This is a genomic window from Rhizobium beringeri (assembly GCF_004306515.1).
Classification (GTDB): domain Bacteria; phylum Pseudomonadota; class Alphaproteobacteria; order Rhizobiales; family Rhizobiaceae; genus Rhizobium; species Rhizobium beringeri.
In genome coordinates, this window is sequence record NZ_SILG01000001.1 from 2,536,559 (window position 1) to 2,556,445 (window position 19,887).

The 19,887-nt window shown below is 60.9% G+C and carries 22 protein-coding genes and 1 riboswitch; of the genes, 6 read left to right on the plus strand and 16 right to left on the minus strand.

The genetic code is table 11. The features are described 5' to 3' along the window. The first annotated feature begins 180 nt into the window (after positions 1-180). Positions 181-357 carry a hypothetical protein gene (locus ELH03_RS37390; protein ID WP_164902022.1) on the plus strand — a complete coding sequence of 59 codons (177 nt, stop codon included), beginning with the start codon at positions 181-183 and terminating at the stop codon, positions 355-357. Positions 358-365: 8 nt separating this feature from the next. After that, complete coding sequence (locus ELH03_RS12850; protein WP_130766381.1) at positions 366-740, plus strand: VOC family protein; 375 nt, start codon at positions 366-368, stop codon at positions 738-740. Positions 741-824: 84 nt separating this feature from the next. Here ELH03_RS12850 and ELH03_RS12855 read toward each other — a convergent pair whose 3' ends face one another. From ELH03_RS12855 to ELH03_RS12865, 4 genes are all read right to left on the minus strand, one after another. Then, entirely contained in the window at positions 825-1,436 is a 612-nt protein-coding gene (locus ELH03_RS12855) for a dienelactone hydrolase family protein (protein ID WP_130766382.1), read from the minus strand. Positions 1,437-1,507: 71 nt separating this feature from the next. Further along, positions 1,508-3,496 (minus strand): primary-amine oxidase, encoded by a 1,989-nt coding sequence (locus tag ELH03_RS12860; protein ID WP_130766383.1) that lies wholly within the window; start codon positions 3,494-3,496, stop codon positions 1,508-1,510. A gap of 76 nt (positions 3,497-3,572) precedes the next feature. After that, on the minus strand, positions 3,573-3,746 hold the full coding sequence (locus ELH03_RS37395; protein WP_164902021.1) for a hypothetical protein: 174 nt from the start codon (positions 3,744-3,746) through the stop codon (positions 3,573-3,575). Then, positions 3,743-5,194 carry an APC family permease gene (locus tag ELH03_RS12865; RefSeq protein WP_128400429.1) on the minus strand — a complete coding sequence of 484 codons (1,452 nt, stop codon included), beginning with the start codon at positions 5,192-5,194 and terminating at the stop codon, positions 3,743-3,745. Before ELH03_RS12865 ends, ELH03_RS37395 begins: the two co-directional genes overlap by 4 nt. 121 nt (positions 5,195-5,315) lie before the next feature. Between ELH03_RS12865 and ELH03_RS12870 the strand changes: the two genes are divergently transcribed. Continuing rightward, positions 5,316-6,353 (plus strand): AraC family transcriptional regulator, encoded by a 1,038-nt coding sequence (locus tag ELH03_RS12870; protein ID WP_128409465.1) that lies wholly within the window; start codon positions 5,316-5,318, stop codon positions 6,351-6,353. 304 nt (positions 6,354-6,657) lie between these two features. Here the strand turns inward: ELH03_RS12870 and ELH03_RS12875 are convergent, their stop codons facing one another. From ELH03_RS12875 to ELH03_RS12905, 7 genes are all read right to left on the minus strand, one after another. Beyond that, positions 6,658-7,353, minus strand: a complete 696-nt coding sequence (locus ELH03_RS12875; RefSeq protein WP_130766384.1) for a molybdate ABC transporter substrate-binding protein — start codon at positions 7,351-7,353, stop codon at positions 6,658-6,660. Between the two features lie 42 nt (positions 7,354-7,395). Next, a complete protein-coding gene (locus ELH03_RS12880) occupies positions 7,396-7,761 on the minus strand; it encodes a cytochrome C oxidase subunit IV family protein (RefSeq protein ID WP_128400427.1) in 366 nt (121 codons plus the stop codon). A 7-nt stretch (positions 7,762-7,768) separates the two neighbouring features. After that, positions 7,769-8,488 carry a heme-copper oxidase subunit III family protein gene (locus ELH03_RS12885; protein ID WP_128400426.1) on the minus strand — a complete coding sequence of 240 codons (720 nt, stop codon included), beginning with the start codon at positions 8,486-8,488 and terminating at the stop codon, positions 7,769-7,771. An 11-nt stretch (positions 8,489-8,499) separates the two neighbouring features. After that, the gene (locus ELH03_RS12890) at positions 8,500-9,219 is read right to left on the minus strand and encodes a cytochrome c oxidase subunit 3 (protein ID WP_128400425.1); all 720 of its coding nucleotides are present in this window, start codon (positions 9,217-9,219) and stop codon (positions 8,500-8,502) included. Continuing rightward, positions 9,216-10,994: a cytochrome c oxidase subunit I gene (ctaD, locus tag ELH03_RS12895; protein WP_130766385.1), complete on the minus strand. Its 1,779-nt coding sequence runs from the start codon at positions 10,992-10,994 to the stop codon at positions 9,216-9,218. Before ctaD ends, ELH03_RS12890 begins: the two co-directional genes overlap by 4 nt. Positions 10,995-11,049: 55 nt before the next feature. Then, complete coding sequence (locus ELH03_RS12900; protein WP_128400423.1) at positions 11,050-11,868, minus strand: cytochrome c oxidase subunit II; 819 nt, start codon at positions 11,866-11,868, stop codon at positions 11,050-11,052. Positions 11,869-12,032: 164 nt separating this feature from the next. Then, positions 12,033-12,422, minus strand: a complete 390-nt coding sequence (locus ELH03_RS12905; protein WP_128400422.1) for a c-type cytochrome — start codon at positions 12,420-12,422, stop codon at positions 12,033-12,035. A 267-nt stretch (positions 12,423-12,689) separates the two neighbouring features. On the opposite strand from ELH03_RS12905, the gene ELH03_RS12910 reads away from it, so the two are divergent. Continuing rightward, positions 12,690-13,334 (plus strand): LysE family translocator, encoded by a 645-nt coding sequence (locus tag ELH03_RS12910; RefSeq protein ID WP_027683963.1) that lies wholly within the window; start codon positions 12,690-12,692, stop codon positions 13,332-13,334. 131 nt (positions 13,335-13,465) lie between these two features. Here the strand turns inward: ELH03_RS12910 and ELH03_RS12915 are convergent, their stop codons facing one another. Then, positions 13,466-14,389: an MYG1 family protein gene (locus ELH03_RS12915; protein ID WP_128400421.1), complete on the minus strand. Its 924-nt coding sequence runs from the start codon at positions 14,387-14,389 to the stop codon at positions 13,466-13,468. A gap of 221 nt (positions 14,390-14,610) precedes the next feature. Between ELH03_RS12915 and ELH03_RS12920 the strand changes: the two genes are divergently transcribed. Then, the gene (locus tag ELH03_RS12920; RefSeq protein ID WP_128400420.1) at positions 14,611-15,108 is read left to right on the plus strand and encodes an HIT family protein; all 498 of its coding nucleotides are present in this window, start codon (positions 14,611-14,613) and stop codon (positions 15,106-15,108) included. On the opposite strand, the gene ELH03_RS12925 is transcribed toward ELH03_RS12920, so the two are convergent. The 4 genes from ELH03_RS12925 to ELH03_RS12940 form a co-directional block, all read right to left on the minus strand. Further along, positions 15,105-15,668 (minus strand): hypothetical protein, encoded by a 564-nt coding sequence (locus tag ELH03_RS12925; RefSeq protein WP_128400419.1) that lies wholly within the window; start codon positions 15,666-15,668, stop codon positions 15,105-15,107. The genes ELH03_RS12920 and ELH03_RS12925 overlap by 4 nt on opposite strands. A 98-nt stretch (positions 15,669-15,766) precedes the next feature. Next, positions 15,767-16,531: an ABC transporter ATP-binding protein gene (locus ELH03_RS12930; protein WP_128400418.1), complete on the minus strand. Its 765-nt coding sequence runs from the start codon at positions 16,529-16,531 to the stop codon at positions 15,767-15,769. Continuing rightward, the gene (locus ELH03_RS12935) at positions 16,528-17,559 is read right to left on the minus strand and encodes a FecCD family ABC transporter permease (protein ID WP_261319513.1); all 1,032 of its coding nucleotides are present in this window, start codon (positions 17,557-17,559) and stop codon (positions 16,528-16,530) included. The genes ELH03_RS12930 and ELH03_RS12935 overlap by 4 nt, the downstream gene beginning before the upstream one ends. Before the next feature lie 5 nt (positions 17,560-17,564). Continuing rightward, positions 17,565-18,581: an ABC transporter substrate-binding protein gene (locus tag ELH03_RS12940; RefSeq protein ID WP_130766386.1), complete on the minus strand. Its 1,017-nt coding sequence runs from the start codon at positions 18,579-18,581 to the stop codon at positions 17,565-17,567. Between the two features lie 177 nt (positions 18,582-18,758). Next, positions 18,759-19,016: riboswitch (cobalamin riboswitch) on the minus strand. A gap of 227 nt (positions 19,017-19,243) precedes the next feature. On the opposite strand from ELH03_RS12940, the gene ELH03_RS12945 reads away from it, so the two are divergent. Continuing rightward, the gene (locus ELH03_RS12945; protein ID WP_128400415.1) at positions 19,244-19,846 is read left to right on the plus strand and encodes a tetratricopeptide repeat protein; all 603 of its coding nucleotides are present in this window, start codon (positions 19,244-19,246) and stop codon (positions 19,844-19,846) included. Positions 19,847-19,887: the final 41 nt, after the last annotated feature.

Consider the following 19,887-nt stretch of genomic DNA (forward strand, 5'->3'; position numbering starts at 1 on the left):
TCAGGCGCACCGGGTCACGTCGTTTGGTCGACTAGCCCTCTCGACCAACGTCGTGACATTCCGCACAAGCCGATCGGTCGACGTGAGGTTTGGCCGCAACCATTGCCGATACCGCAAAGATCTCTATCTCAAGCGAATGATGCCGCTTCTGTTTGATATCAGCACAAGACCGAGGCTCTCTTGAAGGATTATCTGCCCTATGCAGCCGGGGCGCTGGCAGGTTTGCTGGTCGCCTTCCTCATGTCTGGCCTGTTGGCGCTGACGGAGACGCCGCAGCTCGTGCTTTTTGCATTGCTGCCGGCAGTCGGCGGCGCGGTCGTCGAACGTGTTTGCCATCGCCGGTCCAACAATTCTTGAAGGGCTCCATGGCAAGGCTGAAAGAAATCGTCATTGATTGCGACATTCCCTCGCGTGTCGCCCGGTTCTGGGCGGAGGCGCTCGATGGCTACGACGTGATGCCATATGACGACGAAGAACTGGCCCGTCTTGCCGCCCTCGGATTGACACCCGACACCGACCCGACCGTGATGGTCGAGGGTCCCGGAACCCGCCTTTGCTTCCACCTTCGCCAGGGGGAACGTCCTGTCCGCAACCGGCTTCATCTCGATATTGCCACCCCCGATCGCGCCAGGGAGGTAGAACGGCTTTTATCCCTCGGAGCGACCTTCGTCCGGGAAGCAGATGGCTACACGGTCTTGAATGATCCCGAAGGCAACAATTTCTGCGTGGCGTCCGAATAGTCCGCGCCGCGCCGCAGGATGAGCGGCACCCATCTCAAGACGGCTATGCCGGAGCCAAACCGGATCTCTCGCGGAATGTCTGGATCAGACGCGATTCAGGAACTCGATCACGCGGAGGGTGAGCAGCGCGGTCGCATCGGCGTCATAGGACGGCAGCGAGTTGTCGGCGAAGTAGTGCTGATCACCTGGGTACAGGAAAAGCTCCGCGTCCTCGACCTTTTCCACGATCTCGCGGGCGGCATCGATGTCGCCCTCGCCTGCGAAAATCGGGTCGTTATCCATGCCGTGGATCTGCACTGCGACACCGTCCGGCCAGGGTCCGAAGGCCCACTCGCCGCTGATCGGCAGGCAGGAATAGAAGAGCAGCGCCCCTCGGGCGCCGGGCCGTGTCTGCGCCAGCTTCTGCGCCGGCAGCACGCCGAACGAGAACCCGGCATAGACGAGCCCGGGTGGCAATTCGTCGGCGACGCGGACGCCGCGCTCCCTGACCTCGTCGAATCCGATCTCCCCGATATAGGCGAGACCCTCCTCGATGCTGGGGAACGTGCGCCCCTTAAACAGGTCAGGCGTGTGCACGATATGGCCGGCTGCCCTGATGTCATCGGCGAATGCACGCACACCCGGGGTCAGCCCTTGTGCGTGGTGAAACAACAGGACCTCAGCCATACGGAGCCTCCGGGTGGGATGGTAGGGCAAACATTCTGCAACTCTACAGCGTCATTCCCTCGCCGGGAAGAGTGCCGACACGGTACAGAAGCTGCCATGGTCTAGGCGTGGCAGCAGGAACCGTTTCCGGTGTCGTCGGGCGAAGGCTGCAGGCGATTGTCGACGCTCTGGCTGTTTCCTTCCGGCGGCAGGTCCATGGCGGTGTTGGATGCGAAGAAGCCGTTTGGTTTCAGCGTGAAGCCGGCATATTCCACGGGCATGATCGGAAAATCCTCGGGCTTGCAGACATGGGTATGGCCGAAGGAATGCCAGAGCACGACATCGGCATTCTCGATTTCCCGATTCTGCTTGACATAACCCGGCAGGCCGTCGCCGCCGGCGTGCACGTTCGGATAATCGCCGCTCGCATATTTTTCCCTGGCATCGAAGGCGGTGACCCAGATGTGTTTCTTGGCGAAGCCGCCGCGCTGGGCAACGGTCGAATCCGGCTGGGCAAGCATAACAGGCGACGGCATGACGACAATCTTGTAGCCCGGCGCCTTGCCGACGCTGTTCTGAATGTTTGGGTTGGAGACTTTCCAGTAGCGGCCGGTCTCGCCGTTGGCGAGTGCCGGGGAATCGAGTTCGCGCTTCAACACACGAGTCTTGGTATCGAAGACATTGCCATAGGGGTTGTCTTCACCCCAGGGACGCGGCACGAACTCATGCTCGGTTACGGTATTGTCGCCGCCGTCGACATCCATGTGCAGACGCGCATTGAAGAAATGCTGGTGGGTCGGACCGCCGAGATGGTCATCGACCATGCCGCCCCATGGATAGGTTTCGCCGGTCGCGACCGCCGCGGTCTGGATGATGCCGGTGAGCTTGGCTTCGAGTTGGATCGTGCCGTCCTGGTAAAGATACCAATAGAAGCCGTAATCGTAGTTGCCGACGGTTGCGAAGAAGGAAATGACGAGGCGGCGCGAACGGCGCACTTCGAAAATACCGTTGCGGAATTCGTAATGCTTCCAGAGGATGCCGTAATCCTCCTCATGCATGCAGATGGCATTCTTCATGATGAAGGGCTGGCCGAAATCATCGGCCGCCGGCACGTCGAAATAGTGAATATGGCCGAGGCAGTCGCAGCCGAGTTCGAGGCAATTGGCCAGGCGTCCGAGACCATATTCGCCAGCATCGAAGGCGCTTTTCCAATAGTGGTTCGCCGTCGGATCGGCATAGGGTACGACCATTTCGGTGACACTGGCGCGAAAGACGACTGGCCTTAGCCTGCCCTGATCCTTGATGCCGAGTTCATGCAGAACGAGCCCCTCGCGCGGGGTGAACCCGACACGGAAACTCCAATTCTGCCATTCGACTTTCCAACCGTCGACAGTAAAGCTCGACCCTTGCGGCTGAACGATACCCAGCGGCTTGAGATCAGGCCGTGGTTCCGGGAAGGTTTCGCGGCCATAATTGTGCTTCTTCCTCGGGACCGGAATGATCTTCTCATCGTCGACGAGATCGACCACTCGGTTGGTGATCAGATCGACCACCGCCACCACGCCCTCGATCGGATGCGCGTAGCCGTTGTCACGGATATCCTCGCGCCAATAGGACACGGCGCGGACGATGCGCTTTCCCTTCTCGAATTCGCGGCCAAAATAGCCCGAGGAAAAAGGATCGATCTGGATGAGCGGAATATCCTCGTCGGTAATGCCGCGCTTCTTGACGGCAGCGATCCAGCGCGGATCAGATTTGACGGTGCCTTCAACGGTTTCGAATTCGCACAGCATGATCGGCGGCTGGCCATAGGGCAATTCATCGACGGGCAGCCGGATATAGGAGGACACCGTGCCGGCAGTCACGTCTACGACGCCCTCGAAGGTTTCGCCATTGCTGATGTCGATTGCCAGGATGAAGGCGAGGCGCGGCAGCCGGTCGCCCAGGCGATAGACGGCAAGATCCGCCTTGGTCGGCTCCTCCAGCCGGGTTATCGGAAAGCGGAAGGTGGGTGCGAGTGTCTGCGTATCCTTGAGTATGGCAACGGCAGAAGCGATCTCGTCGAGGCTCAGGGGATCGAGCGGATGGGTGACTGCGACAACGGCGTCCATTGAAATACCTCTTGGTTTCAAGCCTCTTGGTTTCGGGGGGAGACGACGCACCATGGCGCGTCGCAAGTTGCGGTGATCAGGATCGACCGGAGCAGATCTGCGTATCGATCATCATCTGGTCCGCATGAATGCAGAACACCGAGCAGAAGGCGTGTGCCTCGAAGGCAACCAGCAATGTTGCGCCGGCAAGCATCGCGACCGCGAGAACCAGAAGGCGATCGACGGGTGCAAATTCAGCAATCGCACTCATTCGAAGACCCTTCCGAGGGAGGCGTAGAGAGCGGGCTTGGATCTCTTGATCCGGATCGCAAACAGCGCGCCAAGAATGCCCACCAGCACCATGGCATAGGGGAAAGCTTTGACGATCAGGCTTTCGCTGCCGGAAAGGAGTGAAAGATTGGAACTGACCAGCACGAGCGAACCCATGAGACCGAGGAGCGCGAGCATCGGAGCGGTCATCGTGGTCCAGGCGCTGTAGCTGTTCGGCGTCTTGCGGAAGAACATGATGATCGCGACGGAGACAAGCACCTGCACCAGCAGGATACCGATACCTGCGAGCGCGGCCATCCACGAGAACACGACGGTGTAAGGATCGGCGCCGAAGATCACGAACAGGCCAAGGACGACGGCCGCGATCAGGCTTTGCAGCAGACCGGCAGCATAGGGTGAGCCATGCCTGGCGTGCACCTTGCCAAGTACCTGGGCTGCCAGGCCTTCACGGCCAAGAGCGAAGAAATAGCGGTTGAGCGTATTGTGGAAGGACAGGATACAGGCAAACAGGCTGGTGATCAGCAGCACGTTCATCGCCTGGCTCGACCATGCGCCGAGCACGGAATTGGCGGCGGTGAAGTAGAAGCTGTCGAGGCTGGCAGCCGCAGTAGCCTGCACCTTGCCCGGACCGTAGAATTGCACGATCGCCCAGGTGGAGAAGGCATAGAAGAGGGTGATGAGCAGCACGGCAACATAGGTGGCACGGGGGATGGTCTTTTCCGGATCTTCGGCTTCCTCGCCGAAAATGGCCGTAGCTTCGAAGCCGATGAAGGAACCGATGACGAAGACCAGCGCCACACCAAGACCGGGCGCAAAGACCGACGATGGCGCGAAGGAGGAGAAGCTGATGCCTTCTGGTCCGCCGCCTGAAAAGACGATGGCAAGATCCAGAACCAGCAATATGGCGATTTCGGCAATCATGCAGACGCCGAGGATCGCGCCTGAGAAGGCGATGTTGCGCTGACCGCAGACCAGCACGACGACGAGTGCTGCGAAGGCCCAAGCCCACCAGGGCAGGACCAGCCCGAGCGGCGCTATGGCGTTGGCCATGAAGAAACCGAACAGGCCATAAATGGCGATCTGAACCGCGCTATAGGTGACCAGCGCCATGAAGGCGCCACCCACACCCGCCGGCTTGCCAATGCCGTGGGTTATATAGGTGTAGAAGGCTCCTGCCCCGCCCACATGCCGGCTCATGGCGGTGAAGCCGACCGAGAAGAGCAGGTAGAGCAGGCCGGCAAGCACGAAAGCGCCGGGGACGCCTGCACCATTGCCAAAAGCGAAAGCGGCCGGCGAAGCGCCGACGACGGCCGTGAGCGGCGCGGCCGCAGCAACGACGAAGAACACGATATGGGCGAGGCCTACCGAGTCCTTGGCCAGACGACGCTCCGGCGATGATGGTGCGGGCATGCTTGCTTCCAGTGTCATGGAGAACCCCTCTTTGCTTGTTTGTTGCCAAGAAGGTAAGCGCGGCGATCTGGCCCCGAAATTGCAGTTTATGCCAATGAATCGATAATTCGCGCCACGAAGGTCACCGGAGACGCTGAAAATGGCAGTTGCATCGCATTTGATCAGCCGCATGCCCGCAGTTGCTTCAATTCGAGCCTCCGTTTTGATCCCGCTGGTGCAACAAATCGATAAAAGATCCGGGAAAACCGACCTTCTTCTGGCTTCGCACGGCATTCTGCGCTCGCAACTGGAAGATCCCTACGCTGTCCTGCCCATGGCGCGTTATGTCGCGCTGTTCGAGGAAGCCGCGACCATAACAGGCGAACCGGCACTGGGAGCCCGCATGGGCACCGGATTCAAGCCCGCCGACATCGGCCCCATCGGCATGCTCTTTGCGCTCTCGCCGACCATTCGCAGCGCTTTCGAACGGCTGTCGAAATATGTCAACGCGGTCCAGGGCGCGACCAGTTCCGGCGTGTTCGAGGAGAATGGCGATTTTGTCTGGACCTACCGGATCGTCGATCCCGGCATGTGGCCACGCCGGCAGGACAGCGAATTCACGATTGCCGCCTCCTGTCAGCTCGTCCGTTCGTGCTTCCGCCGTGGCTGGCGGCCGATCGAAATCCAGCTCGAGCATCAGGCCCCGCGCGACGCCAGCATGCTGGAACGCATCTATGGCGCGCCGATCCTCTTTGGCCAATCCGGCAACCGGATCGTCATGAACAAGGCGGATGCCGATCGTGTGCACCGCTTAGAAGACAAAAGCCTGATCGAAATCCTGGAGCGGCACATCGGCGATCTGGTCAACGAGCCGGCGGCCGGCGATGTCGTCACGGAAAAGGTCCAGGCTCTGATCAGCATCTATCTCGGCCGCAAGCCGATCACGGTCGCAACCCTCGCTGCCGAACTGAAGATGTCGCCACGAAGCCTGCAGCGCCGGCTGTCGGAGGAAGGCGTGTCGCTTCGCGATCTCGTTCGCCAGCACCGCCAGACACTCGCCGCCCATTATCTCGGCGACCAACAAGTCGCACCGATGTCCGAGATTGCGCGTGTGCTGGGTTATGCAGACAACACGGTGCTCTGGCGTGCGCTGCGATCCTGGGAGAGGAAGGGGAGTCATCCATCTTCGGGCCGTTGATCGAAGATGCACGGCAACGGAGATCGCCCGATTGCTGCCCTACGGACGGAACCAAAAGCCCGGCATCCTCCAGCGCCCGAGCACGGCATTCTCCAACGCCCCTATGGTGACGGTGCCTACTTCTCCTCCCTCATTCCTGTGCTCGTCACCGGAATCCAGCCACGGCGCGTCCGCGCCGTGAATGACTCTCATACGACGAAGGTCGTTCTCCGGCGCCCAAGGACTTGGACACACTGGATTCCTGTGACAAGCACAGGAATGAGGGAGGTTGGGTTGGCGTTCTCGTCGTCAGCCAAGCACGCTTTCAGCAACGCTCGACGCCCTTTGCCGCCAGGATGTCATCAACGGCTATCGACGTCAGAAATTCCGACAGCTGCCTGGCAGCTTCTGCGTCCGTTGAATCGGCGCTGATGCCAATGGCGAAGTCAATGTAACTTTGGAGTTCTGCCGGAAACCGACCCACAAGCATGACCTCGGGAGCGGCGGCGAGAATCGAAGTCACGGGAACGACGCCCAACTCGGCCTCCCCACGGCCGACGGCCGGCGCTGTCTGCCCTCCGGATATGGCCACCAGCTTGGGCATCACCTCATCGGCTATTCCCAAGCGTTCCAGCAAACCAGAGAAGTAGCCGCCGCTGCTTCCTTCACTGGCGTAGGCGATCGATCTGGCGCTCTTCAACGCATGTTTGAATGCTTCCACCGATCCAATGTCGAGCGGCCGGCCTCCTGCCTTGGCCGCGACCCCCATTGCTATCCGGCCGAACGCGACCTCGCTCCCCGCCTTGACTTTTCCCAAGGCGGTCAGATCCTCAACCAGGTTCGGATTGGTGATGACGAGGTCAAAAGGTTCCCCGGCTTCGATCTGCTTCTTGACGACGACAGGATTGAGCTCCCACTTGAGCGCAACTGTGAATCCCGTGTCCGTTTCGAACCGGCATATGAGAGCAAGGACGGCAGGCCGGACCGCAATAGCGCCAAAAAGGCGGATTTCCTGGGTCATGGCCCAACCTCTAGGATTTCGAAGCCTGCCTCTAACCTATCCCTACGGCCCCGCCCCAAAGAATGCCACCCGCGTGAAAATCGTATAGTCCGCTTCCGATACCATCAGCGCCACGAACACCAGCACCAGCAGCGGTGGCAGCAGGATGGCGTAGACGAGCGCCAGCCTTTCCCAGGCCATGTGCATGAAGATGGCGACGATCAGGCCGGCCTTCAGCATCATGAACAGAAGGATCAGCGTCCACCTCAAGTAGCTCTGGACGCCGAGATAATCGACCATGTAGGAGGCCGCGCTGAGCACGAAGAGCAGGCCCCAGACGAAGAGATAGAGCCGGATCGGATGCTGCTGTCCGGTATGTGCCTGTGCATGCGCCGTTTGGACTTGTGCATGCGCCGTTGTTTCGCTCATGACGACCTCACCACAGATAAAAAAATGCGAAGATGAAGACCCAGACCAGGTCGACGAAGTGCCAGTAGAGGCCCATGATCTCGACGGCCTCGTAGCGGCCTTTCCGGCTGGTGAAGAAGCCGCGCCGCTCCACGTCGAAATCGCCCCGCCAGACCTTGCGGGCGACGATGATGAGGAAGATGACGCCGATCGTCACGTGGGTGCCGTGAAAGCCCGTGATCATGAAGAAGGTCGATCCGAACTGTGCCGCCCCCCACGGGTTCTCCCAGGGGCGCACGCCTTCGGTGATCAGCTTCGTCCACTCGAAGGCCTGCATGCCGACGAAGCATGCCCCAAGAACCGCCGTCAGCAGCATCAGGATCGCCGTCGTCCGGCGGTCGCGGCGATAGCCGAAATTGACCGCCATCGCCATGGTGCCGCTGCTAGAGATCAGCACGAAAGTCATGATCGCAATCAGGATCAGCGGCACGTCCTGGCCGCCGATATGGAGCGCGAAGACCTCGCTCGGATTAGGCCATGGAACGGGCGTCGACATGCGGGCGGTCATATAGGCGATCAAGAAACAGCCGAAGACGAAGGTGTCGCTGAGCAGAAAGATCCACATCATCGCCTTGCCCCAGGAGGCGGTCTTGAAGGCGCGCTGATCCGAGCTGAAATCGGACGCGACACCGCGCAGGCCTGCCGGTCTGAGGTCTGCCCCGCCGTGTGTCTCGATAGTCTGTGCCATCTGCAAACCCCTTAGTTCAGTAGCGTGCGGCAGAGATCGACGAAATCATTCGCCCAGCCGGCAAAGAGCGCGAAGAGCAACAGCCAGACGGCGAGCATGAAATGCGAATAGATGGCGGAGAGATCGACGCTGAGGCGCAGCCTCTCCGGCGCAACGTCGGTTGAAAATGCCCTGACCGTCGTATGCGCGAGCACGGCAAGCCCGCCGAGGATATGCAGCCCGTGCAGGCCGGTCAGCATGTAGAAGAAGCTGTTGGCGGGATTGTCGGCAAGCACGTAGCCGGCTGACACCAGCTCCCGCCATGCCTGGACCTGCCCGACGAGAAAAGAGACGGCGAGGACAAACGCGGCGGCAAGCGCCGGCCGCAGGTTTTCCATGCGGCCATGCCCCGCTTCTCGTTTTGCCCATTGCAGCGCCGCACTGCTCAAGGCGAGTGCCGCGGTGTTCACCCAGAGGAGGCGCGGAACCGGCATCGCCCACCAGTCGGCGGACGCCGCACGCATGAAATAGGCGCTGACGGCAAGGCTGAAGACGGCGCCGACGACGCCGAGAAACACGAAGAGGCCGATTTTCACCGCCGGCGCGGGCGACTGTTGCCGGTCGACGCCGTCATGAGCCGGCAGCTGTACGGACCCGGTTTCCAGCCAGGGCTTCGAGGTCAGCCGCTGCCCTGCCAGCCACCAGATGATGATGGCGCCGATGGCGGCAAGGAAGACCAGGATGACGTTCATGCGTGGACCTCCCGGGTTACGCCGCCGCCTGACGGCACATTCTGCGGAATGAAATCCTCGGCGGCCCCCGGCACGCTGTAGTCATAGGCCCAGCGGTAGACGATAGGCAGATCCTTGCCCCAGTTGCCATGCGCGGGCGGCGTCTGCGGCGTCTGCCATTCGAGCGTCGTTGCTCGCCATGGATTGCCGCCGGACTCCCTGCCCCGGAAAAGACTCCAGACCAGATTGAACAGGAAGACCATCTGCCCGGCCCCGACGATCAGCGCCATGACGGTGATGAAGATGTTCAGCGTATGGGCCGAAGGCGGAACGAAGGCCGTCTCTCCCATCTCGAAGTAGCGGCGCGGCACGCCGAGCAGGCCGAGATAGTGCATCGGAAAGAAGATAGCATAGGTGCCGAGGAAGGTGATCCAGAAGTGGATATGGCCCAGCACGTCGTTCAGCATGCGTCCCGTCACCTTCGGATACCAGTGATAGATCGCCCCGAAGATGACGAGGATCGGCGCCACACCCATGACCATGTGGAAATGCGCGACGACGAACATCGTATCCGACAGCGGCACGTCGACCACAACATTACCGAGGAACAGGCCGGTCAAGCCGCCATTGACGAAGGTGACGATGAAGGCGAGCGCAAAAAGCATCGGCAGCGTCAGGTGGATATCGCCGCGCCACAGCGTCAGCACCCAGTTGTAGACCTTGATCGCCGTCGGGACGGCGATGATCAGCGTCGTGGTGGCGAAGAAGAAGCCGAAGGCCGGGTTCATGCCGCTGACATACATGTGGTGCGCCCAGACGACGAAGCTGAGCGCGCCGATGATGACGATCGCCCAGACCATCATCCGGTAGCCGAAGATGTTCTTGCGCGCATGCGTGCTGATCAGATCCGAAACGATGCCGAAGGCCGGGAGTGCTACGATATAGACCTCCGGATGCCCGAAGAACCAGAACAGATGTTGGAACAGGATCGGGCTACCGCCGCCGTGCTGGAGCTGCGTGCCCATCTCGACAATGGCGGGCATGAAGAAGCTCGTGCCGAGCACGCGATCGAACATCATCATGACGCAGGCAACGAAGAGCGCGGGAAAGGCCAAGAGCGCCATCACGGTGGCGGTGAAGATGCCCCAGACGGTGAGCGGCATCCGCATCAGCGTCATGCCACGCGCCCGCCCCTGCAGCACGGTCACCACATAGTTCAGCCCGCCCATGGTGAAGCCGATGATGAAGACGATCAGCGAGGAGAGCATCAGCAGGATGCCCCAGTCCTTGCCGCCCGGCGTGCCGGAGAGAACGGATTGCGGCGGATAAAGCGTCCAGCCCGCCCCGGTCGGGCCGCCGGGCGCGAAAAAGCCGGCGGCGAGGATCAGCACCGCAAGCAGGTAAATCCAGTAGCTCAGCATGTTGGCGTAAGGGAAGACCATGTCGCGCGCGCCGACCATCAGCGGAATGAGGTAATTGCCGAAGCCGCCGAGGAACAGCGCAGTCAGCAGATAGATCACCATGATCATGCCATGCATGGTGATGAACTGGTAATAGTGATCGGCATCGATGAAGGCGAAATAGCCGGGAAAGGCGAGCTGAATCCGCATCAGCCAGGAGAGCACCAGCGCCACCAGGCCGATTGCGATGGCGGTGATCGAATATTGCACGGCGATGATCTTGGCATCCTGGCTGAACACATATTTGGTCCACCAGCTGTGTGGATGATAAAGCTCGACATCCTCGACTTCGGCAGAGGGGATGGCGCCTGCGCTGTCGGATGGAATCTCGACCATGATCTCTCTTCCCTTCCCGCCGGTTCCTTGAACCGGCACGCGGCCTCCGGCCGGTTCAGTTTGCCGGCGGTAGCTCTCCCGATGACGCCGTCAACTGGGTGAATGTCTGCTGCTGCCCGAGCCAAGTCTGGTAGTCCGCATCCTCGTCGACAACGACGGTGCCGCGCATTTGCGGATGGCCGACACCGCAGAGTTCGGCGCAGAGAATCTCGAAGGTCCCTGTCCGCGTCGGCGTGAACCAGAAATAGGTGATCATGCCGGGGATCATGTCCATCTTGGCGCGGAATTCCGGCACGTAGAAATCGTGGAGCACATCGACCGAGCGCAGCAATATGTGCACCGGCTTGCCGATCGGCAGATGCAGCTCGCCGCCCTCGATGATGACGTCGTCGAGGCCGCTTGCATCGTTTTTATCAAGACCGAGCGGGTTTTCGGGGGTGACGTCGCGCGTCTCCGCGCGGCCGAGCTTTCCGTCCGCTCCGGGCAGCCGGAAGCTCCACAGCCACTGCTGGCTGACGACCTCGACCGATGCGGCATCAGCAGGCACCGTGATGAACTGGTTCCACACGATCAGGCCGGGCGCCAGCATCGCCGCAACGCCGACCGCCGTTCCCCCTCCCAGCAGCAATTCCAGCCTGCGGTTCTCAGGCTCATAATGCGCCTTGTTTCCCGGCTTGTGCCGGAAGCGGAAGACGCAATAGGCCATGAACGAAACCACCGCCACGAAGACGATGCCGGTGATCCAGAAGGTGATAACGAGGGTGCTGTCGATATAGGTCCAGTTGGACGCGATCGGCGTCCACCACCACGGGCTCAGCACATGGAACAGCACGGAGCCGACGACAATCAGGACGAGGATCAGCACGACAGCCATGTCCGCTCCTCCCTGAGCAGTCGACCCGTGAAACCGCATTCCGCAAAAAGTCTGTCTTTATTATCGCACAGATAGAAAATATCGGCAATTACGGCAATTTAGGCATGCGCCACCGGCTGCGACCCGTCATTTGGACTATTGCCCGTCATTGGGAATATTGCCCATCATTGAGAATACTGTTTGAGATAGGCGATGAGATCGGTGATCTCCTTGTCGTCCTTGACGCCGACAAAGGCCATCTTGGTGCCCTTCACCTTCGCCTTCGGATTGTGCAGATAGTCGCGCAGCACTGTCTCATCCCAGACGAGACCACCCTCGCCGGCCGCCTTCATTCCGGCCGAATAGGCAAAATTAGGATGCGTTCCCGCTTTCCTGCCGAACAGCTTGTTCAGCGACGGACCGACCTTGTTTGTATCGGAATCGGCGACATGACAGGTCGCGCATTTTTTGAAAACGGCAGCGCCTGCCGTCGCATCGCCCTCCTGCGCCCCGGCGTTACCGGGGGAAAGGGCAATCACGGCTGTGGCGATCAGCAGAACAGCACGGTAATCCATGGCAAACCTCATCCTCCTCAAGGTTGCCAGCCACTCGCACCCTCCGCTATCTCTCGCGTGTGAGTGGTGGTTGTATGGCGTAAAGCTTAGTCCTTCACGATAGCAAGTCAATCGGTTCCACAATTTGGACGCGGGCCAGGCCTGTTCCAGTCCTCCCGGGAGGGTCCGTCACCCTCGAGGATTGAATATTGACGCCGGTATCGGCGACGACATACTTGACCGCCGGCTTCAAAGCCGCCCTCGAAACCAGCTCAGGAAAGGCGCGCAATGTCGATTGCTGAAATTCTGTCTTTTGCTTTCGTCACCTCGCTGCTGATCATTTCCCCCGGGCCCAACGGCGTCCTCATCGCCAAGACGGTGCCGGCCTCGGGGCGTGGCGCCGGTTTCGCCAATATTGCCGGCTTCGTCGCCGCCTTCTATGTGCACGGCACCCTGTCGATCTGCGGCATCTCCCTGCTGCTGGCTCAGTCGGCGCAGGCCTTCCTCGTCGTCAAGATGATTGGCGCTGCCTATCTCTGCTGGATCGGTATCAAGGCGCTGGTCGGCGCTTGGCGCGGTTATGCTGCCGTAACGTCAGTGGCCCCTTCCCGTAAGGTAAGGCACCTCCCCCGCGCCTTCCTCGAGGGGTTCCTCACCAACGCCCTGAATCCGAAGGTGTCGATGTTCTACCTCGCGGTTTTCCCGCAGTTCATCTATCACGATGCCAATGGCCGGGCCGCGATCGGCGAGGCTTTCCTTCTGGTCACCGTCCATGCCAGCCTCAACGTCATCTGGTTCGGCTCGATGGTCATGCTCTTTGCGAGGCTCGCCAGAGCTGCGCGCAACCAGCGCTTCCAGCGCTGGCTGAAAGCCGCGACAGGCGTGGTCTTCATCGGCTTCGGCGCCAAGATGGCGACATTGCAGGCCGGATAGCGAAGACGGGCAAACCGCCTTCGTCACGGAAAGGCTGGGCGAACGTCCGGAGGGCGGCAACAGGATCAGCGACCGGCCGCCGGGACTGAATATGATACTGGCCTCGCGCAACCTCAACTGCCGCCGTTTAACTACGCCCCGATCGAAAGCGCCTCTTTTACTGCCAACTCGGCCATGGCGAGAGCGGCCTCGCGAGTCTTGGCGGCGGCGATGAAGCGGCCGTTGTGGCAGAAGCTTGCGCCCTCTATACCGCAAACCGCCTCCAGTGCGCCATTGGTGAGCCCGGCCCATGCTGCCGGCAGATCGGCGCGGAGCTCGAACCCCTCCTCGGCGCGGCGAATACCGGTCACGCACCAGTCCTTTTCGCGCGGATGAACGACGAACAGCAGGTGATCGGCGCCTGCCTTGACGATCGCGGGACGGAAGGGCATGCCCCTCGGCAATTCCAGAACACGCCCCTGCCCCGCAGCTTCGATTGCCCGATGCACGATCGCCTCAGCCCGCAATTTCGCGGCACTCTGGGCGATCCTGGCCTCAACAAAACTGCGGGCAATGGCAAGGGCCGCGTGGAAGGCGCGGTTATCGGCCTCAGGGTCCGTCTCGTCGAAAACCGGCTTCAGGGTCTCCAGCAGCGCCGGCAGCGTCAGCCCGGCCAACGGCCCCGAGGGGCTGAGCGCGCCATTATCAGTCAGATCGACCGGCAGCACGAAGCTGGCGTCGAAAGAGCTGTGCATCGCTTCCACATGTGCTTCGGGAAGGCCGAAGGCTGTGAGATAATCACGGCCGTAATGCTTCCAGATCAGGCCGAACGAGCTGTAGGGCTGGCCATCGTCGCGCAGCGGCGCGCCGCGCTGGTGGTGATCGAATATCCCGGCAGCGGGATCATAGGTTCCGCCGACATCATAGATGATCCGGTCTTCGCCCGGCGTGATCCACTCCGGCGCCCGGCTGCGGACGATACGCGCCTGCGGGAAAAGCCGGGTCAGGATGACGCTCGACAGCAATTCGTCGGCATGAAAGCCACCGGAATGGGTGACGAGGAAATCGGGGATCATGGGAGCTATGCGCCTTGTCGTTCGCGGAGAGTCCGCTTGCAGGTCGGCACCAAATAACCGTTGCCGGCTGCTATCTCAACCCATACCTTAAATCGGAGACGATTTAAGAATTAAATGATGCAGCAATCCAATGTCTTACAGCATCCTTTCGCATGTCACCGAGATACCGGCCTCTGGCGGGATTCATCGAAGCCCCTGAAGGGTGCATCAGGAGTAAGTCCGTGGAGATCCCTCAGCACTTTCACGTTGTCGAGACGGCCGTATGGCTTGTGAACCACCGCATCAATTCTGCCCTTCCCGGTTACCTCATGATCAGCTCCAAGACCGACACCAACAATCTGTCGGATTTATCTGAAGATGCTTTGGCCGAATTCGGCCCATTGCTCGCAAGGGCTCAGAGTGCCCTGAAACAGCAATTGAATGCTCAGCGCGTCTATATCGGCCGATACGGGCACACGCCTGGTTACCCGATCCATTTTCATGTGATCCCGATATATGACTGGGTGGAGGAGTTGTTTTGGAAGGACGCTCGCTATCGCCTGCTCGAGAATTTCGCAGAGGGACCGGGGGAAACCGCAACGGATGGCGCGGAACTGACGCTGTTTGTCTGGCGCGAGTTCTGCGAACGCGCAGAGCCGCCACCGGTCAAAGGGCCATCGGTCTCAGAGGCCATCGAGCTGCTGCGGGAGACAATGCGGTTTCCGGCGCCTCAAGCCTAAGACAACACCGTTCCCGGCTGTCTTGCAACGAGCGCACGGCCAGCTGCGGCGCCGGCATGCAGGCAGATGAGCCCGATCGCCGCGAGAGAATTGATCAACAGAACATCAGCCACCACCGATGCCGAAAACGCTCCTTCGCCTGACGGAAGCACCGCCGTTGCGACAAACAGCACGCCTTCATAGGCAACGAACCCGGCCAGGAAGACGCCGGCCATCGTAACGGTAAGATCTGTCGAGAGACGAAGTACCCCGAGCGCCGTAGCCAGGCATGCAAATGCCGCGATACCGATCGCCAGACCCCAGGCATAGCTGTCCCAGGTCTGGGGATAGCCGAGCACGAGATATCCGACCATCTGGTTGGCAAGCCAGGCCAGCAGAACCGCCGTCACCGCCATCCGCCGTGGAAGAATGACCGCCGATACCGCGGCCAAGGCCACAAAGGGCGTGATGCAGGCAAAAAGCAGGCTGAGAGCGACGCTCGCACCTGAAATGACGACGACCCAGGCGACAGCGAAGCTGGGTGCGACAGGACGCAGGGGAAGCTGATTTCGTTCGAGCATCTCGAAACTCCATTCGACCGCGAGAAATCATACGCCAGTCCGGGAAAAAGGCTAGCGAGGCCATACCTCCTCTTGAGATCGAAATTCCCAGCCATTCCTCAATCCATGACGTATTGGATATGATGCCGGCCGTGCACGGCCGATTTCTGGACATGAGCGCGAACGCCGAAGACCCGGCCGATCATATCCTCCGTCAGCACCTCCTCCGGCGCCCCCGAGGCGACGACCTCGCCTTTCTGAAGCACCGCCAGCCTGTCGCAGAACATCGCCGCCAGATTGAGATCATGCAGCGCGACGATGCAGGTGATGCCGAGCTTCGAGATCAGCGAGAGAATGTCGAGCTGATGCTGGATATCGAGATGGTTGGTCGGCTCGTCGAGCAGCAGTTCGCTCGGCGCCTGCGCCAGCGATCTGGCAATATGGACGCGCTGGCGCTCGCCGCCCGACAGCGTCTGCCAGAGCTGGCCCGCCCTCTCCCGCATGCCCGTCCGCGACAGGGCCTCGTCGACGGCTGCGTCGTCTCCGGCGCCCCAGGACGACAACAGCCCGCGATGCGGCGTGCGGCCGAGCCGCACCACGTCGCGCACCGTCAATTGCGTATCCGTCGTCGTCTGCTGCTCGACGAAGGCGACGCGCCGCGCAAGCGCTGCGCGCGACAGCGATGATATATCGTCATCGCCGAGCCGGATGACGCCGCTGCGAACCTTGCGCAGCCGGCAAATCAATCTGAGAAGGCTCGATTTGCCGGAACCGTTCGGCCCGAGCAGGCCGAACACCTTGCCCCTTTCCACCGTTAGGCTGACGCCGTTGACGATGACGGTATCGCCGGCGGCAAAGCTTACCTGGTCGACGCTGATGCTCATGCATTTCCTCGCACGCGATAGAGGATGATGGCGAAGGCCGGCGCGCCGAAGAGCGCGGTGACAACGCCGATCGGCAGGATTTGCTGCGGTATGATGACGCGCGAAACAATATCGGCGCCGACCATGTAGATCGCACCGCCGAGCGCTGTTGCCGGCAGCAGCCGCCCATGCCCCGGCCCGACGAGGAAGCGGGCGGCGTGGGGAATGACGAGGCCAACGAAGCCGATCGAACCCACCATGCTGACGACGCTTGCCGTCATCGCCGCCGTCATGCCGAACAGCACGATTTGGACGCGGCGTATGGGAATGCCGAGCGAGGCGGCGGCATCCGTGCCGAAAGCGAAGGCGTCTAGCGCCCGCACATGGGCCATGCAGATGATGAAGCCGGCAAGCGCGATCGGCACCGACAGATAGACATCGGGCCAGCGCACGCCGCTGAGCGAACCCAAAAGCCAGAACAGGATGCCGCGCGCCTGCTCGGCATTCGCCGATGTCGTCACGATGTAGGAGGTCAGCGCATTGAAGAGCTGCGAACCGGCGACGCCGCAAAGGATGATGCGCTCGCCGCTTCCCCCCGCACCCGTCGCCAGGAAGCCGACCAGCAGAAAGGCAATGACCGCACCGATGAAGGCGCCGCTCGACAGGCCGAGAACACCGTAGCCGAAGCCGAGGATCATCACGCAGACGGCGCCCGTCGAGGCGCCGGCGGAGATGCCGAGCACGTAGGGTTCGGCCAGCGGATTGCGCAGCAACGCCTGCAGGATCGCGCCGCAAAGCGAGAGCGATGCGCCGGCGCTGGCCGCGACGAGCGCGCGGCTCAGACGATAATCCCAGACGATGCCCTGGTGGATGCGGCTGAGCTCGAAATCCGTTCCGAACAGCCGGTTCGAAACCGCCTCCGCGGTGGTCGCAACGGGAATTGCGATCTCGCCGATGGAAACGGCAAGGCTGATCATCAGCCCGAGCAGGAGAAGTGCCGCAATGGTGAGCGCACCAAGCGCCCACCATCCCTGTTGCCTGACCGACATTGCCTTCACTGCGCCAGGCCGAAGGACTTGATGCCGTTCGCCAATGTCTCGATGCCGTCGATCGTGCGGATCGTCGGGTTCATCGACTGTGCGTCCATCATCACGAAGTGCTTGTTTTTGACCGCGTCCAACTCTTTGGTCACAGGATCGTTCTCGAGGAAATCAACCTTGACCTTAGGATCGTCAGCCGCGTAACGGCGGCGGTCCATGGTCGCCAGCACGATGATGGCAGGGTTCGCCTGGGCGATGGTTTCCCAACCCACCAGCGGCCATTCCTCTTCCGTGGTGACGACGTTCTTCGCACCGATCGTCTTCAGGATATAGGCGGGCGCGCTGTTCTTACCGGCGATGAAGGCGTCGCCGTTGACCTCTTTGCTGGAGAACCAGAAGACGACGGGCAAGTTCTTGCCCGATGCGCCTGATATCGAAGCGACGGCATCCGCCTCGCGCTTCTTCAGCTTGGAAATCAGCGCATCGCCGTGCTCCTTCACGTCGAAGATCTCCGAGAGCTCAGCGATTTTTCTGTAGATCAGCTCCATCGTGAACAATTCCCTGCGCACGCCGTCGCCGCCGTCGGTATTGACCTTGGCGACGCAATCGGCCGGCGCGAGATAGGTATTGATCCCGAGATCCTTGAACTGCTCCCGCTTGCCGACGGATCCCTGCGCGCCGACATGCCATTCGAACTCGGCCGCCACCAGGTCGGGCTCCTGCCCGACGACGGATTCGAAGCTCGGATCGTTGTCGGCAAGCCGCTTTATCTTGCTGTTGGCCTCGGCATATTGCGGCAGCACTGGACCGACCCAGACGGCCGTTCCGGCGATCCTATCGGCAAGGCCGAGCGAGAAGAGAACTTCGGTCATGCCCTGGCCGATCGAAACGATCCTCGCCGGCGCCTTTTCGAAGGTCACCTGCTGGCCGCAATTGGTGATGGTCAAGGGATATCGGGTCGCGGCAAGGCTTGGTGCCGCAAGGCCGGCGAGCCCGAAGGCAAATGTCATGGTGGCGAGAATCTGGCGCATGGAAAACCTCGATCAAGGGAAAAATCACGGCCGTTCCGCTCATGTGCGCGGACCGAAAGCACGCTTAGGCGTGAACTAGCCGCAGGAGACCCAATCGAGGCGGATGCATGCCGGAATTCGGCGAAGGTTCAGCAGGTCAATCATATCTGTTCCTTTCCGGGCATCCCCGCCCGGTTGATTGGATCGTGATTGACGGCAGGTCTCCTGGCTTGCGGATATCCGTCGTTTCATCCGCCTTCCCGCGCGATAGTTCGCAGTGGCAGGGCGATAGGCCCATCAGAGATGGCCAGTCGCTGGCCACTCCTGAGATGATCGACAATCCGCTTACAGTTGCGGGGGCAGCCACGGTCTCGGTCCCTACTGGGTCGTCCTCACCGTGTTCCCTATTAATCCCCTTGGAGTCATCTTCAGGGAACCGTCGCACCCAGTTATGTCGCCCACCCGCCTGACGTCAATGATTATTGCGGAGGATCGTGCCGGCTCACCATGGCAAATTGCGAGACCTAAAAGCAAAACTCGCCAGCGCCCTCGAGCAAAAGCTATCGTCTGCGGTGCTGACGCCAGCGCCGGGGCATCCGTCGGCGTGCGTCACGACGGATTGCGAAAGGCAGGCCCCCGACATAGCTTTGGCGCCACCGATTTCAACGAGGTTTGATGTAGCAATGAGCAATCCGGATAGCGCCGATCTCGCCGCAGCCAGGATAGGCGCAATTCGCCAAGCAGCCGAGCAAGGCGATGCGCAAGCACAATTTGAATTGGGCCACATCACTGCACGAGGTGAAGGTGTCACCGGGGATAAAGCCGAAGGCGCGAGATGGCTTCGGAAAGCGGGCGAACAAGGTCATGTCGATGCGCAATTCCTCCTGGCTGGCCTGTATCTCATGGGGGACGGCGTTGCACAAAGCGCGCCCGAAGGCTGCAAGTGGTTTGAGAAAGCCGCCAGTCAAGGCCATGCCGACGCACAGTATTTATTGGGATTGATGAGAGAAGACGGCGACGGTTGCGATATCGATCCAACAGACGCCGTGAGATGGTACGGCCAGGCCGCAAATCAGGATCATGCCGGTGCACAATACAGGCTAGCCCAAATGAAAGAGCATGGCGTGGGCTGCGAGATCAATCTGACGGAGGCATTCAAATGGTACCGTCGTGCAGCGCTTCAGGATTACCCTGATGCAAGAGAAGATCTGCTCGAATTATGTCGTGCACATCCAGACCTGCCGCTCCCAGTATCAGAATTGCTCGATGGCAAAGGTCGTTCCTGATATCCAGCCCTTTGTCCGGCGGCGCAATCGTCCAGACGCCG

Coding starts and splice junctions, on each gene's coding strand:
- ELH03_RS12890 (WP_128400425.1), bottom strand. CDS start 9,219: ATGAACGTCATCCTGGTCTTCCTTGCCGCCATCGGCGCCATCATCATC.
- ELH03_RS12930 (WP_128400418.1), bottom strand. CDS start 16,531: ATGAGCATCAGCGTCGACCAGGTAAGCTTTGCCGCCGGCGATACCGTC.
- ELH03_RS12870 (WP_128409465.1), top strand. CDS start 5,316: ATGGCAGTTGCATCGCATTTGATCAGCCGCATGCCCGCAGTTGCTTCA.
- ELH03_RS12940 (WP_130766386.1), bottom strand. CDS start 18,581: ATGCGCCAGATTCTCGCCACCATGACATTTGCCTTCGGGCTCGCCGGC.
- ELH03_RS12905 (WP_128400422.1), bottom strand. CDS start 12,422: ATGGATTACCGTGCTGTTCTGCTGATCGCCACAGCCGTGATTGCCCTT.
- ELH03_RS12910 (WP_027683963.1), top strand. CDS start 12,690: ATGTCGATTGCTGAAATTCTGTCTTTTGCTTTCGTCACCTCGCTGCTG.
- ELH03_RS12880 (WP_128400427.1), bottom strand. CDS start 7,761: ATGAGCGAAACAACGGCGCATGCACAAGTCCAAACGGCGCATGCACAG.
- ctaD (WP_130766385.1), bottom strand. CDS start 10,994: ATGGTCGAGATTCCATCCGACAGCGCAGGCGCCATCCCCTCTGCCGAA.
- ELH03_RS37395 (WP_164902021.1), bottom strand. CDS start 3,746: ATGAGTGCGATTGCTGAATTTGCACCCGTCGATCGCCTTCTGGTTCTC.
- ELH03_RS12865 (WP_128400429.1), bottom strand. CDS start 5,194: ATGACACTGGAAGCAAGCATGCCCGCACCATCATCGCCGGAGCGTCGT.
- ELH03_RS12935 (WP_261319513.1), bottom strand. CDS start 17,559: ATGTCGGTCAGGCAACAGGGATGGTGGGCGCTTGGTGCGCTCACCATT.
- ELH03_RS12925 (WP_128400419.1), bottom strand. CDS start 15,668: ATGCTCGAACGAAATCAGCTTCCCCTGCGTCCTGTCGCACCCAGCTTC.
- ELH03_RS12885 (WP_128400426.1), bottom strand. CDS start 8,488: ATGGCACAGACTATCGAGACACACGGCGGGGCAGACCTCAGACCGGCA.
- ELH03_RS12900 (WP_128400423.1), bottom strand. CDS start 11,868: ATGGCTGTCGTGCTGATCCTCGTCCTGATTGTCGTCGGCTCCGTGCTG.
- ELH03_RS12875 (WP_130766384.1), bottom strand. CDS start 7,353: ATGACCCAGGAAATCCGCCTTTTTGGCGCTATTGCGGTCCGGCCTGCC.
- ELH03_RS12915 (WP_128400421.1), bottom strand. CDS start 14,389: ATGATCCCCGATTTCCTCGTCACCCATTCCGGTGGCTTTCATGCCGAC.
- ELH03_RS12860 (WP_130766383.1), bottom strand. CDS start 3,496: ATGGACGCCGTTGTCGCAGTCACCCATCCGCTCGATCCCCTGAGCCTC.
- ELH03_RS12850 (WP_130766381.1), top strand. CDS start 366: ATGGCAAGGCTGAAAGAAATCGTCATTGATTGCGACATTCCCTCGCGT.
- ELH03_RS12945 (WP_128400415.1), top strand. CDS start 19,244: ATGAGCAATCCGGATAGCGCCGATCTCGCCGCAGCCAGGATAGGCGCA.